This window comes from Salegentibacter sp. T436 (assembly GCF_001932675.1).
GTDB lineage: Bacteria > Bacteroidota > Bacteroidia > Flavobacteriales > Flavobacteriaceae > Salegentibacter > Salegentibacter agarivorans.
The window spans coordinates 1,792,592-1,807,399 of record NZ_CP012872.1 but is presented as its reverse complement, the minus strand read 5'-3'; the positions used below and the strand labels follow the sequence as shown (position 1 = coordinate 1,807,399).

General features: G+C 30.7%; 15 protein-coding genes. 2 read left to right on the top strand and 13 right to left on the bottom strand.

Features of this window, described 5'->3' with window-relative positions; all coding sequences use genetic code 11:
• Positions 1-59: 59 nt before the first annotated feature.
• Genes wecB through AO058_RS07900 form a run of 13 tightly spaced genes read right to left on the bottom strand, consistent with a single transcriptional unit; the run spans position 60 to position 12,213 of the window.
• On the bottom strand, positions 60-1,163 hold the full coding sequence (gene wecB, locus AO058_RS07960) for a non-hydrolyzing UDP-N-acetylglucosamine 2-epimerase (RefSeq protein WP_317040651.1): 1,104 nt from the start codon (positions 1,161-1,163) through the stop codon (positions 60-62).
• On the bottom strand, positions 1,160-2,092 hold the full coding sequence (locus AO058_RS07955; RefSeq protein ID WP_232228904.1) for a glycosyltransferase family 2 protein: 933 nt from the start codon (positions 2,090-2,092) through the stop codon (positions 1,160-1,162). The genes wecB and AO058_RS07955 overlap by 4 nt, the downstream gene beginning before the upstream one ends.
• Positions 2,089-2,922: a glycosyltransferase gene (locus tag AO058_RS07950; RefSeq protein ID WP_075325956.1), complete on the bottom strand. Its 834-nt coding sequence runs from the start codon at positions 2,920-2,922 to the stop codon at positions 2,089-2,091. Before AO058_RS07950 ends, AO058_RS07955 begins: the two co-directional genes overlap by 4 nt.
• Positions 2,919-3,830, bottom strand: a complete 912-nt coding sequence (locus AO058_RS07945) for a glycosyltransferase family 2 protein (RefSeq protein ID WP_075325955.1) — start codon at positions 3,828-3,830, stop codon at positions 2,919-2,921. Before AO058_RS07945 ends, AO058_RS07950 begins: the two co-directional genes overlap by 4 nt.
• Positions 3,830-4,774 (bottom strand): glycosyltransferase family 2 protein, encoded by a 945-nt coding sequence (locus AO058_RS07940; protein ID WP_075325954.1) that lies wholly within the window; start codon positions 4,772-4,774, stop codon positions 3,830-3,832. Before AO058_RS07940 ends, AO058_RS07945 begins: the two co-directional genes overlap by 1 nt.
• Positions 4,771-5,691, bottom strand: coding sequence for a glycosyltransferase family 2 protein (locus AO058_RS07935; RefSeq protein WP_075327919.1), 921 nt, complete (start codon positions 5,689-5,691; stop codon positions 4,771-4,773). Before AO058_RS07935 ends, AO058_RS07940 begins: the two co-directional genes overlap by 4 nt.
• Complete coding sequence (locus AO058_RS07930; protein ID WP_083634151.1) at positions 5,684-6,520, bottom strand: glycosyltransferase family 2 protein; 837 nt, start codon at positions 6,518-6,520, stop codon at positions 5,684-5,686. Before AO058_RS07930 ends, AO058_RS07935 begins: the two co-directional genes overlap by 8 nt.
• Before the next feature lie 10 nt (positions 6,521-6,530).
• Positions 6,531-7,499, bottom strand: coding sequence for a glycosyltransferase family 2 protein (locus AO058_RS07925; protein WP_075325953.1), 969 nt, complete (start codon positions 7,497-7,499; stop codon positions 6,531-6,533).
• Positions 7,500-7,513: 14 nt separating this feature from the next.
• Positions 7,514-8,485, bottom strand: coding sequence for a glycosyltransferase family 2 protein (locus AO058_RS07920; RefSeq protein ID WP_075325952.1), 972 nt, complete (start codon positions 8,483-8,485; stop codon positions 7,514-7,516).
• 16 nt (positions 8,486-8,501) lie between these two features.
• Positions 8,502-9,251, bottom strand: a complete 750-nt coding sequence (locus AO058_RS07915) for a class I SAM-dependent methyltransferase (RefSeq protein ID WP_075325951.1) — start codon at positions 9,249-9,251, stop codon at positions 8,502-8,504.
• A complete protein-coding gene (locus AO058_RS07910; RefSeq protein WP_075325950.1) occupies positions 9,251-10,078 on the bottom strand; it encodes a sulfotransferase in 828 nt (275 codons plus the stop codon). Before AO058_RS07910 ends, AO058_RS07915 begins: the two co-directional genes overlap by 1 nt.
• Complete coding sequence (locus tag AO058_RS07905; protein WP_075325949.1) at positions 10,069-11,313, bottom strand: ABC transporter ATP-binding protein; 1,245 nt, start codon at positions 11,311-11,313, stop codon at positions 10,069-10,071. Before AO058_RS07905 ends, AO058_RS07910 begins: the two co-directional genes overlap by 10 nt.
• 18 nt (positions 11,314-11,331) lie before the next feature.
• A complete protein-coding gene (locus AO058_RS07900) occupies positions 11,332-12,213 on the bottom strand; it encodes an FkbM family methyltransferase (protein ID WP_075325948.1) in 882 nt (293 codons plus the stop codon).
• Positions 12,214-12,431: 218 nt separating this feature from the next.
• Between AO058_RS07900 and AO058_RS07895 the strand changes: the two genes are divergently transcribed.
• Together AO058_RS07895 and AO058_RS07890 are read left to right on the top strand one after the other, a co-directional pair.
• Positions 12,432-13,850, top strand: a complete 1,419-nt coding sequence (locus AO058_RS07895; protein WP_075325947.1) for an MBOAT family O-acyltransferase — start codon at positions 12,432-12,434, stop codon at positions 13,848-13,850.
• Positions 13,851-13,976: 126 nt separating this feature from the next.
• Entirely contained in the window at positions 13,977-14,750 is a 774-nt protein-coding gene (locus AO058_RS07890; protein ID WP_143083628.1) for a hypothetical protein, read from the top strand.
• Positions 14,751-14,808: the final 58 nt, after the last annotated feature.

Genomic DNA, 14,808 nt, shown 5'->3' with positions numbered 1-14,808 from the left:
ATCCCTTTTTAAATATTCAGTATAATAGGAGACTCAACTTGTCACAATCTAATGTATGATTATTCTAAATTTATTAAAAATTCTACAATGCGTGTTGCTGCTTTTCCATCACCATAAGGATTAGGAATTGATGATAACACTACAGGATCGTCTAAAATACTCATTACTTTATCTATAATTTTATTCTTATTTGTTCCTGTTAAATAGCAAAACCCCGCCTCTACAGCTTCTATACGCTCTGTATACTCTCGGGTTACCACAACCTTTTTTTTAAAACTCGGAGCTTCTTCTTGAATACCTCCAGAATCTGAGATTATCATATAACACTGTTCCATCAACCAAATCATAGCAGGATAAGAAACCGGAGGAACCAAATGAATGTTGGAACTACCACCAAGCAAGTTCATTACCGGTTCTTTAATTTGAGGGTTTAGATGCAGAGGATAGATTATTTCCACATCTTCTCTTTTAGATATCTCTAAAAGCGCTTTACATATGTTCAATATCCCATCTCCAAAACTTTCTCTTCTATGTCCGGTTATTAAAATAAGCTTCTTGGTTTGATCTAAATGAGATCTAAGTTCTTTAATTTCATTAAAATTTAAATCCCTTCCAAGTAGTTCTTGCGTCCAAAAAAGTGCATCTACTACGGTATTACCCGTGCAGATAATAGATTTATCATTGACTCCTTCCTGTTTTAAATTTTCAGTAGCATTTTGGGTTGGAGTAAAATGATAATCGGCAATCTTACTTATAATTTGTCGATTACCTTCTTCAGGAAATGGCGATCTCTTATTATAAGTTCTTAATCCCGCCTCTACATGTGCAACCGAGATCGATCTATGGAAAGCTGCAAGCGCAATTATAGAAGCACTGGTAGTGTCTCCTTGTACAAGTACAACATCTGGTAAATAATTATCGAATATTGGATCTATTGCATTTAAAACAGCAGCACTAAGGGTATTCAAACTTTGTTTTGGTGTCATTAGATCCAGATCAAAATCGGGAACAATTTGAAAGAAATCTAAAACCTGATCCAGCATTTCCCTATGTTGAGCGGTAACACATACCTTATAATCTAATCCTCGAAATTGGAGTTCCTTAATAATTGGAACCATTTTTATAGCTTCTGGACGAGTACCGAAACAAAGAAGTATTTTCAAAATTTAAGTATTTTCCCCTTCATATAAAAAATTGGTCTTAGAATGGGATACATTTTAAAACCAAAAATATATTTTATTTTTTCCAATTCTCCAGTGTTGGTTGCATTTAATATATTTTTGATGATAATAATAGAATTTAATCGAAAACCTAGCCTAATAAAGAAATGTTTCAAAGTATGATTTAAAAGGTTTTTGCTTTTCAAATTAGTTATGGTTAGTAAAATTGCTTTTATATAGGAATCAATCCTAATTTTCTTCTTATTCCCAAATTCTCCTGTATTAGAGTGTAGATGCTTTCTTCCAAAAAACAATATTTTTTCAATATTAACCCCTATTTTACCTTCAGAAAGAATACGAGCGTAAAGTTCCCACTCTTCAGCATACATTAAATCTTCATTGAAACGATGTGTTTGAAAACAGTCTTTTCTCCATAAAACTTGACACGAATTAAGAGGAACAGCACCTGTAACAATTTGATCAAGGTTTTTAATAGTCAAAATACTTAGTAAATAATCAATAGAGTAATTAAAATCATAAATAAATTCACCTTTAAAAACAGTTCGGAGATATCTGCAGTAATCCACAGAATTTTTCTCTAATTCATGAACGCTTAATTCTAATAGTAATGGATGGGTAATGTCATCGTCATCAAAAAAAATCACATAATCTCCTTTAGCAATTTCTAATCCCTGATTACGACAGCCAGGCAACCCCTTCTTATGAGAAGTAGATCTTTTGTAATATTTTATTCGAGCATCCTTTCTAATGAAATCTTGAATTAGTTCAAAGGTGCCATCAGCACTTCCATCATCAATTATCAAAAGTTCCCAATTGGAAAATGACTGTTGTTGGATACTTTTTAAAGTCTCTTCTAAGAAATGCGCTCTATTATAAGTAGCCATAATTATGGATACTAAAGAATTTTTCAATATCTGCCCAATTTATGTTTAAAATATCGTAAAGGTTTTAAAATTGCCATACCAATTTTGAATTCCAGCCTATTAATATTTTTTATTTTTCCCTTTTCTTCTGCTTTAATTTTATTTAATAAGAATTTAGCGAAAATTTCAAAATTCTCTATATACAAGGCAGAATGTTTTATATAAACATACTCCATCAATGAGTATTTATTTTTGTTAGCATAAGTAGTTCTTGATACATTTTTTTTTCTATAATGAAATAAAACTTCCGGAATTACATACGCAATTCCACCATTCTTTAGAATTCGTATATAAAACTCCCAATCTTCGAAACCATTACGCATGTTTTCATCGTAACCTAGCACTTCTTTCCAATCTTGTTTCCTGAAAATTGTTCCTAAGGATGAATTTTTAAACAAAAAATTCTGTATTGTCCCCCCTTCAGGTTTAAATAATTGAAAATTATTATCATCCCAAAACCACCTTGCATAGCAGGTAATCATCTTAATATTTAAATTTTTTTCAAAACTTTTTATTGCTAATTCACAAAATTTTGAATCGAAATAGTCATCACTATCCAATACCAAAATAAATTTTCCTGAAGAATTTTGAATACCAATGTTTCTTGCAGAACTAGGACCTTTGTTTTCCTGAGTAATTAGAAGATCAATCTTATGTTCGAGATTCTTTAAAACTCTTTTAGTTTCTAAATTTGAGCCATCATCTACAATAATTATTTCCTTATATGGATAATTTTGACCTATCGCCGAATTTACTGCTTGTTCAATAAACTCTGCATCATCGTAACAGGGAATTATTATTGATATTACAGCATTCATCGTTTGTACATTTCAAGTTTATTTATAATCCTAAATATTAATAGATTATTATCCTTTTTAATTGATTTTATGAAAAAGAAATAATGCTTTTTCAATAATTCTGGATATGAAGATTTTACGTTTTTATACAACTGTTCCTTGTTCCAATCAATAAACTCATCTACTCTTTCCTCGAATTTAATTTTTAACTGGGCCTCTATTAATTGCCAGCTTAAAATGGCTTTTTCTACATTATTCTTTGAACAAAAAGAACTTAAATTATTATCTGTAGCCCATCTATACCAAGCAATTCCCTTTACACTAAATTTTATATTATAAGAATTGGCTATTACCCTTAAAATAAATTCTCCATCATCATTCAACTTTAAACACTCATTCCAATGTCCAGTCAGTTCAATTATTTCTCTATGTATTAAATATGAATGAATTGGAAAATAACCTTTAGAGCTTATCAGTGAAATTAGAAAATCTTCAGGTAATTTAAAATCTGAATATGAAGATAAGTTATCATAAAATTTTTTCTCATTTCCAAACCTTCCCCAACTGCATATAGCTATACTAAATGTGTTTTCATTTTGGAGTAATTTTATTTGGTCCTCAATTTTTTCTTCTGATATAATGTCATCTGCATCTAAAAATTGAATATAAGTAGATTTGGCAAGTTGGATACCTATATTTCTACAAGAACTAGCTCCTTTTACTTTATGATCTGGTCGCCTTATTAAGATAAAGCGTGAATCATTTTTAATAAAATTATTGGCTTTTTGAAATGAATCATCCGTAGATCCATCATCAATAATAATACACAACCAATTTTTAAATGTTTGATTGGAAACCGACTGAAGAGTTTCTAAGATATAATTTTCTTTATTATAAAGTGGAATAATGATGGTTACTTCAGGTGTCATTAGTTTCTCGCAAATTTTATGAAACTATATCCTTTTCCTACAATATAAGCCAACGATATTCCCAAAACAAAAGAAAGCATTTTTGTAACAGATTTCATTCTGGTAAAATAAACTATACTTTTTAAAAAATATGGAATGTTCTCTTTTTCCAAAGCTAATTTGAAAGCATACTGCGCATAACCCGATAAATACCATTCCTTTAATAAAAAAGGAGAAGTTTTATTAATATCATCAAGGGTTAAAATTTTCACTGACGCGGTTGATTTTACTCTTAGTAAAGGAGTGATAGAACTGATTGTACTTAAACTTACATCATGAATTCTTGCATATGTTAAGATTTCATTCACAAATATCCCATTCTTATTTAAGAGCAAAAATCGAGTGAAAAAATTATATTCATCCCCATCTGTTATAATTGCTTCATTAAATTTCAGAAAACATAACACCTCTCTTTTGCCTAAAAAATCATCAGTTATCCATCCTATTACCTGTCTTCCAAAATTATTAGCATTAATCTTATCACTTTTTCTATCAAAATTATATGGCTTGCCTAATTTTCCTTTTTCAGTTTGGAAATTTTGACTATCCCCCACAGCAAAGTCAACATTATTAATCTCTATAGCAGATACTAATTTTTCTATATGATCAATTGTCATTATATCATCGCTATCAAACCATTGAACATAATAACCATCACTTTTTTCAAACCCATAATTTCGACAGGCATTTGCTCCTTTCCTTCTACTTAGAGGTCGTTTTAATAGCGTGAATCGATCATCATTGTAAATAAAATCTTGAATCACTTGCAAGGAATTATCTGTAGACCCATCATCCACGATTACACATTCCCAATTAGTATAGTTTTGATTAACAACACTTTGCAACGTTTCTAATATGAGATGCGCCCTATTAAAATTTGGTATAATGATAGAAACTTTTCTCATTTAAGTTCTTTTCTATTTATACAAATACGACGGATAAATTTAAGGGCTTCATAAATTCCTTCATGCTTAAGTTTTAGGCGAAAAAATTGAAATACAAAATTGAAATTAACCTTTTTAAACGAAAATGTTAACAATTCATATCTTTTCAATATTGCTGTAATCTGATATTGATTGAAATTTTCTAAATACTCATAAATTACGTTATTAAAAAACAAGTAGGTAGTATCTCTCTTCTCCTCTAATAAAAAATCTGATCGGGAAAGATGTATTGCAGATGAACGAAAATAAACACAAGCCTCGTTAATCGAATAAATTTTTCCAAATTCTGAAAATTCCAGCCAAGCCATATCATCTGCATGCCAAGCTAATGGGTAATCATGAAATCCATATTTCTGAAATGAAGTCCGTCTAAATATATGTTCGGAAAGCGAGCTTCTGTTTGCATTAAAAAAACGATCATAAAAAACATCCCGATAATCTTGTAATTTAGGATGACAATACTTTTCTGTCACTGGTTTGCCGTATTCATCAACTACCTGTGATGCAAATTTAACAACCTTAGATTTGGCATCCTCTATTTCATCTAGATTTTTATAAAATGAATTAACGACATTTTCAGATAGTACATCATCATCACAAAGCAACATAATCCACTCTTCACCATTTATCATTCCCAAGCAACGCTCCCATTGCTGTGTAAGAGAAATTGAACCTAAATTTTTATCAAACCTCTTATAAGTAATGTTTAGTTTCTTTTGTGATGAGTTAATTAAAATCCAAGGATCTTGTGGTGATGAATCATCACCTATATAAACATTAAATCTATTGTCGTTTTGTTTTTCCAAAGACTCTAAGCATTCTCTGAAATATTCGTTTTTAAAATAAGGAATGACTATGGCTAATTTTCGATTAATCATATTTTCCAAATAAACTTTTATTAAAAACCTTTTTACAAAAAACGTCAATTATAAATTTTTCACTCTTTAATTTTTCCTCAAAATTTTTATTTTGCTTAAGAAGTAGATCGTTAAGGTGATGGAAGGAACCAAAATTCTTAACATAAAAATCAGCATGCTTCACACTTAAGTATTCATAAATTGACACAAAATCTTTACTGCTAACTCCTGTAGTTCTTGATTTTTTTTTAACCCTATAATAAAAACCATCGAACCCCAAACGTTTAACACCTCCACCCTCCTTCAAAATAGCAATCCAGATTTCCCAATCTTCTAAACCCGAATGCATATTCTCATCGTATCCGCCAACACGCAACCAATCACATTTTTTAAAAATTGCAGAACTATATATCATATTTGATTTAGCAAGCTCAATTAATGAAAAATCATTTAAATCCCATCTTCCTTCTACTTCTCCAAATTTAACCGCTTCCGAATAGACAACTTTTAAATTAGAATCTCTTAGAAAAGCTCGAATAATTAATGAAATATAGTTGTTAGATATCTTATCGTCAGCATCCAATGGTAAAATAAATTCACCTCTAGATTTTAGAATTCCATTATTCCTGCAATTACTAACTCCATTATTTTCTTGTTGCAAATATTTAAATCTTTCATCCTTTTTTAACCAAACAGATGCCACCTCCAAAGTATTATCTGAGCTACCGTCATTTACTATAATACACTCCCAGTTTTTATATTCCTGACACAAGACAGAATTTAATGCATCAGATAGAAATTCGGCTTGATTATAACATGGCACAATAATAGAAATGAGTGGTTCCATCATAATTATATTCTTAAATAATTCTGTTGTTCCATTTTTTTTCGATTTTATAGCTACTTCTTTTACAATGTATTAGAAGATTACCTAAAACAAAGTGTTCTATAGCTAGAAAGAATTTCTTTCCAAGAAAAATTCTTGACATATTATTAATTACATATTTAGAATTTGCATAATGAGAATTATGTATCCCTAAGAAAAATAGTTCAATCAATCTTTTATAAAGGTTATTTAGAAGGTCTAAATCATTAAGGCACATAGCCCTGTTTAAATTCTCTATCAAAAATATCGCTTCAGATTCTTTATTTAATTTATTATAATTTAAATTCTCTGAAGTTTTTGTGCCATTATGTTGTCTATACAAGAATAACTTCCTCGAAGATATAAAATACTGCTCTTTAGAAATAGAAAAGAATATTCTTGAAAATAATTCAGCTTCTTGGCCTCGTGTAAGCCTTGTATCAAAAAGCTTTTTATCTTTTAAAAAAGAGTTTTTAAAAATAACTGAATTTGTAATAATTTGTTGGTTCCAAATAACATAATCCTTGAATAGCTCAATATTAAGATCTAAACTCATTGGAGTTCTATTATCTAATTGGGAATCTGTAAAATATCCAGAACAAATAAATAAATGTATGTCAGAGTTTGATAATGCAATCCTACCTTCTTCTAGATACCCCGGCAACATAACGTCGTCACTATCAAACCATAAGACAAAACTTCCCCTACATAAATCGTAGCCATAATTCCTACAAGAATTTGCTCCTTTAATTAAATTTTCTGGTCTTTCAATGCACCGAATCCTCTCATCTTTTTCTACATAGAATGTCATTAACTCCTTAGTAAAATCTGACGAACCATCATCTATGACCAAGCACTCCCAATACTTATATTCCTGATTAATTATAGATTCAAGAGTAGCGCCTAATAGATCTGCTCTATTATAAGTAGGTATTATTACTGAAAATAAGGGTGATTCTTCCAAAATATTAAATGTAATTAGGTAATTCTGAAAAATCGCAGGCCCTTACGAGTTATAATTGTAATAATAATTCCTGCATAAAACTTAAGCTTTTGTGCAGCTGGAATATTGGCATTCTTCAAAGTACACATCAAATCTCTCCAATATATATATGTTGTTTTTAGTCTATTTAAAATTGAGTCTTGATTTAGTAAAATTCGATGAAAAACCAGGGAGATGTTGTTAGCAACAAATCTTTCCATTCTTTTTTGATTAGTGGTGTTTTGACATTTAGCGGTATTTAATACATAGAGCCAATACTTAAAGATAGATCCCAAATTTCTATCAGAAGAATCTAAGGTAATTGCATCTGGAGTATTGAATCTATAGTTCACAACAGCTCTATCTAAAAATTCAAAATTTAATCCTTTTAAAATAATTCTGTAATGAAATTCTGTGTCTTGAAGTCTATAGAATTTTTCATTAAAAAAAAAATGATGCTCCTTCAAAAAGGAGCTTCTCCAGAGTGGTCCTGCAGTACTTAAAAAAAAATCCCCCATCACATAATCAAAAACTAAATCGTCTGAAAATAACTTTTTAGGCTTAGATTTCCAATTAGAATCTAAACTACCATTAAAATAATTTACATAAGCTATAGAAACATCAAGGTGAGGATTATTTTGTAGATGAGCCGCTTGAATAAGCAATGAATCTGTAATTAAAAGATCATCACTATCTAAAAATTTGATATAATCACCCTTACAATTTCTTAGAGCATAATTTCTACAAGCATTTGCCCCTTTCTTGTAATTATCTGGGTGATGACAATATTTAATCCTCTTATCCTTAGAATAGAACTCCATTAGTTCTTTTGTATAATCATTAGAACCATCATCTATTACCAAACATTCCCAATTAGGATAATTTTGGTTTATAATAGAGTCTAGGGTTTCTCCAATTAAATGAGCCCGGTTATAAGTGGGAATAATTATGGAAACTAGTGACTTCAAAAAAGTTATTTAAAAATTATAAAGCAGGTTTCGATAATTGAAAAGGCTTAACATCAAAGGATGTGTGATTTTTGAAAAAACCATATCTCTCTTGAATGTTAGCTTCTCTACCTAATAATTGCTCCCATTCCTTTAAAATAAATGCCTCATCGGTCCTTTGGACGTCATCCAGGAAAATACTGGCTTGGTCTAAAGTTAGTTTTCTTAGAAAAGGAATTGCTGAATACCTAGCATAAGGAGTACTTCCACCAAATGGGCCATCTACTAAAATAAGATCAAATTTTTCCTCCCCAGTAAAAGTTTTTTCTAAAATTTGAATATCGTACCAGGTTTCCTGTTCTTCTAAGGAATAATTATCCGGAACTTTGGCTAGTGGAGCATATATTACCTTTACATAATCAGAAACACTATGTATTTGTAGCTGTCTTTTCAATTCATTTGCCCATTTTTCATCTGATTCCACGCTGTAAAAAACAGCATCTGATTTTAAAACTTTTAATAATTTTGCAATATAAAACGTTGAAGCTCCTGAACCGAATTCAATAATGCATTTTCGCTTATTAATACTAATATCATTTAGAACGTGAAGAATAGTACTTGGAGAAATTGCCCATCCCGAAAACGGTATAAAACAATCCTCGCTATATAGTTGCTTAAGCTGGCTATCATTAAATAAAACCTGCTGATTTTGATGTTGTTGGTCCCTAAGAAGTCTAACTCTAACATCAATAAATCTTTTTATTTTATTTTTTATATTGTTGATCATTATTTATAATATCTTAAATAAAATCCAGTTCCTACTTTTTGGAGTGCATTTTTCACTTGTTCATCTTCTACTGAGTTTTTAATATCATATTTACCTCTATTAGTAACAATATTGGAAAATTTAAAGTCTGGCGAAATGCCGAATTTATTTTTTATTATTTCATTCATATCTTCTTGAATGTTTTCTAACTTTATCACCTCAACACGCTCCTTTTTTAAATCTTTGAGTTGATTTTCTATACGTGTATTTACGTAATCCCAATACCATGTACACTTTTCTAGACGTGAATAATTTTTCCATTCCGCAGAAGACATTGCACCAATTTTATCTCCTTTCAACCTAAATTGACCAAAATTATTTTCAATCCTATTATCTTTTTCTGTATACCAACCTCTTGGCAAAAAGGATTGAACAGAATCATAAGGGTTACGCATTAAATGTATAAATAAAGAGTTTGGAAAATAGTCTGATAAAAATTCAACCAAATTCCACATTCTGTGGTCTGAATGTATTAGTACCTGTTTTTTTTTCCCTTCCCACTTTCTTTTTCTAAATATCGATTTAAGTTCATTATAAACTTCGATTTTAGTATTAGGATTTTCTGCTAACTTTGTACTTAATTTAATTAGCTCTGGTATAACTTCATGAAAAGCCGTAAACTTTTGATGCTGATTGAACATTCTTGTAATGCTGGTAGAACCACATCTACCTGTACTTAATACAAAAACAATTTTTTCTCTTCTTTTTTTTCGATAAGAAGATTTAAAAAAAATAATGATTTTTTTCTTCAACCTAAATAGAAAAGATTTGATTCTTTTTATTGCCATCTAAAATCTATATAAAATCCTCTTTTGTTAGGAGCAGGTAATTTGCCTGAACCATAAAAATCCCCATTTTCTACAGTAAGCTTTCCTAGCTCCTTTAAATTTTCAATCATTATGTTAGCTTCTAACATACCTGTATTATATGTATACACACCTGTGCTTAAAGGCCATTTATTAATTATCAACACTCCTTCCCCAGTTTCATTAGAATATTTTTTATTTACAACGTCGCTTCTACAAGCGAATAGAAACTTTTCATAAACATCATAAAATGCTATCGAAAGAGATGTTTTATTTCCTGTAGGATTTTTATATTTTATTCTTATTCTTACTTCCTGTCCTATTTGGACAGTATTAATTAGTTTATTTTCCTTGTCCAAAAATTCTACTTTATAAATACCTTTTTGCTTATCTAGATCATAAAAATTCAGATCTTTTTTGTGTTGGTTTTTATTATTAAGATAAAAATCAATAGAGTCTCTAGTGCGACCTTTAAAAACAGATTTCCCATCCTCCAACACGATACCTCTTGTACACAAACTATTAACACTCGCCATATTATGACTTACAAAAAGCACTGTTCTCCCCTCACCAGTAGAAAGGTCCTGCATCTTGCCTATGGCCTTTTTTTGGAATTCAGCGTCACCCACCGCTAACACCTCATCTACCACTAAGATTTCCGGTTCAAGATGTGCGGCAACTGCAAAACCTAAACGTACCGTCATACCACTACTATACCTTTTTACCGGGGTATCTATATATTTTTCGCAACCGGAAAAAGCGATGATCTCATCTAATTTAGTTTTAATTTCTGCTTTAGACATTCCTAATACAGCTCCATTCATAAAGATATTTTCCCGGCCGGTCAGCTCACCATGAAATCCAGTCCCCACTTCCAGTAAAGAAGCTATTCTACCTTTGGTTTTAATTGAGCCTGTAGTTGGAGCAGTAACCCTGGAAAGGAGTTTTAGCAAGGTAGACTTCCCAGCTCCGTTTTTACCAATGATCCCGAGTACCTCTCCTTGTTTAACTTCAAAATTTATATCGCGCAAAGCCCATACATAATCTTCAGTAGCTTTAGCACTCCTATCGTTTACACCACCAACTTTTAAGTATGGATCTTCTTTGCCTCGAATCTGGTGCCACCACCGGTTTACATCGTGCTGTAAACTGCCGGTACCAACAGTACCTAGACGGTATTGTTTAGAAATATTTTCAGCTTTTAAAATAATATTCATCAAATTCCTACAAAATGGTTAATTCTTTACAGCAGATATTATTCCGGAAATGGAATCAAGATTTCTTGAAAAAACAGTAAAGTTATTTTCTCTTAAGACATCCTCTAATGGTTCAGCTTTGAAATCGTGCCATTCTAAAATAATAATATCTATATGATTTAATAGACTATTAGAACTTAATCTATTCATTATTTCATATTCTGCACCCTCACAATCCATCTTAATTACTATTTTGTAATCTCTATTGTCTTTTATAATGGGATTCAAAACTTTATCAACATCCTTTATTTGTACTTTTCTAATTTCAGGACTTTCACGATTAGTGTGGCTGGGACTTAATTTTCCTCTTATCCCACTATTCCCTTTGACGGATTTGTTGTACAAAAAATTTTCTTCCCTATCTTCTGCACCTAATCCATAATTATTAAATTCCGCTATTTTAGTTATATTATTTTCTTTAAAATTCTTCCTCGCTAGGTCGTAGGTATCTCTTACGGGTTCAAAAGCATAAATTCTTTGGATATAATCAAACTGCGAAAAATACATTGAAGCTATTCCTATATTAGCACCTATATCAATTAAAACACACTTTTCTTTTATTATAAACTTATACTCTTCATCGATAAAAATTTCCTTTAAAATCAAAAATTCCTCCTGACTCTCAATATAAAAGGTAAGATCTTCAAAACAGACTTTAAGACTATTTTCGGCATCAGTTATACTTAAATCTGGAAATTTATTAGCTAAAAGATTTATATACTTATAGGAATAGAGCAGTAAATTTTTATGGATTTCAACCTCAAATTTTTCTAACTTTCCTCTAATTTCTTGCTCCCTATTTTTCTTGTTATAAAAAGTATAACCTAATCTATTTATTGCTTTATAAATAAGCTTTTTCATGGGAGACTTTGTTAGGTTGAGAATATAATTTCAACTGTATCTATATTTTTTTCTCGGTGCGGTTAATCCTAGTAGTAAAAGTATAACCAAAACCGTTTAAGTTATTATAAGCATAGGTATCAAGACAAAAATATTTGATTATTTTTAATCCTGGTAATTTTCAGTAATAATTATAGATCCTATATCAATAAAACTTTCCTCAAGCTTCAAATGTAAGAATGTTATTTAACTCTATCTCCTATCTTCTATTTTCACCTCTGGTCTTTACCATCTATTGGCTTTTAAAGAAAAAACTTAATATTCAAAACCTATTTATTCTTATTGCCAGTTATTTCTTTTATGCCTGCTGGGATTATCGCTTTCTTGTACTAATTATATTTAGTACCCTGGTAGACTTTTTTGTAGGAATTCAACTAAACAAACAGAAAACCCCTGGCAAGCGGCGCTACTTATTGGCAATAAGCATATTTACAAATCTCTCTCTTTTAGGCTTCTTTAAATATTATAATTTTTTTATAGATAGCTGGGTTGAATTCACATCTATCATAGGCTTGAACATTAATTTTAATACGCTTAATATAATATTGCCGGTAGGTATCTCCTTCTATACTTTCCAGACACTAAGCTATACTATAGACATATATAAACAGCGCATTAAACCTACCAAAGACCTGATCGCCTTTAGTGCATTCGTCTCTTTTTTTCCACAATTAGTAGCAGGCCCCATAGAGCGTGCGTCCAGCTTGCTTCCCCAGTTTAAAAAAATGAGAAATTTCAATTTTATTCAGGCAAGAAGCGGGATAGAACTTATAATTTGGGGACTTTTCCAAAAAATAGTGATCGCAGATAATTGTGCCACATATGTAAATACAATTTTTACAAATTATGAAAATTTGAATTCTTTAAGTCTTATTCTGGGAGCTGTATATTTCGCTTTCCAGATCTATGGAGATTTTGCAGGCTACTCCAATATTGCTATTGGTAGTGCCAGGTTACTGGGGTTCGACCTTATGCAAAACTTTAATTATCCCTATTTTTCTAAAAACCTGGGAGAATTCTGGCGAAGATGGCATATCTCGCTTTCTACCTGGTTTCGCGATTATGTTTTTATTCCTCTAGGGGGTTCCAGACTCAGTCGTAATAAAACAATTCGTAATATTAGTATCGTTTTCCTGATTAGCGGTTTATGGCATGGAGCTAACTGGACTTTTATCTTTTGGGGTGCTATACACGCGCTTTTTTATATACCGCTCCTTTTTGTGAAGAAAAACACTCATCACTCAAGGTCTTCTATTTCAGCTCATTTTAAAGACTTTTTGAAAATTTCAGGCACATTTATAACAATATGTTTAGCCTGGATATTTTTCCGTTCTCCCACAATAAATACTAGCTTTGACTATCTAAAGCGTATGTTCACCAATATGAATTTCCAGTTGCAATACCTCACTATAGAGCGCTATAATATAGAAATGATGATTCTTATAATTCTTTTTGTAGGTATAGAATGGTTTTCTCAACAAAAAGAACAGCCTATCTATGGCAAGTACAGGTTGCTGAAAACAACCTCAATTCTATTTTTCATTCTTGTCTTTGGGGTTTATTCTGAACATTCCGATTTTATTTATTTCCAATTCTAAATGAAAAGATTTATTGCCTACATACTCTCGATTTTAATTGCTTTAATGTTCTTACTTTTCACATTAGATCAGCTATATAGTTATGTCTATAAGAATGGGTTACCCAGGAATAAAATATCATATCTAATGTCTTTAGAAGGGAAAGAGATTGATTATATTTTCCTCGGATCTTCCAGAGTAGACAATACAATTGATGCGGAAATAATTGAAGATATTACTGGAAAAAAGGCTTTAAATCTTGGGATTCAAGCGACTGAACCGAATGATTTTTATTTACTATTAAAATTAATTGATGAACTAAATATTAAAACGGAAAAGATATTTATTCAGATAGACTATAGTTTTGATTTGGGCGGGAAATCTAAGATTCTCAACAGTTATCTAATGCCTTATACCCAAAATGCTCATATAAGTAATCATCTGGAAGAAACCACTGACGACTATTGGTGGGTTATAAACTTTCCATTTTATAAATATCTTAAATATGACTATAAGATTGGTTTTAGAGAAGTTTTTAGTTCAGGCATTCAGAAACCTTCAAAAACAGACTTTGCAAATGGTTATTTTCCAAAGTATGGCTATAGTGGAGTTCCTCTAAAGGGGAAACTTTCAAAATCTATTGGAAATTTAAATACCTATGTAAATGCTATAAATAATTTTTCCAATAAGAAAAATATAAATGTAATTTACTTTACAGCGCCTTTTTGTCCTAAAACTAAAAATCTTGATTATATATCTAAACTTAAAAGAAAGCTACCTACACTTTGGAATTTTTCCAGACTATTTAGTACCGAAGATTACTTTTATGATTGTAACCACCTAAACAACAAAGGAGCTCAACTCTTTTCTGCAAAAGTTGGCGCAAAAATAAAATCTATAGAATCAGCCAAAGTGGACTAAAGTTTGAATTGACTAAAAAAATTCAACCCTTCACTCTTCACGTAGAACACTTCACTCC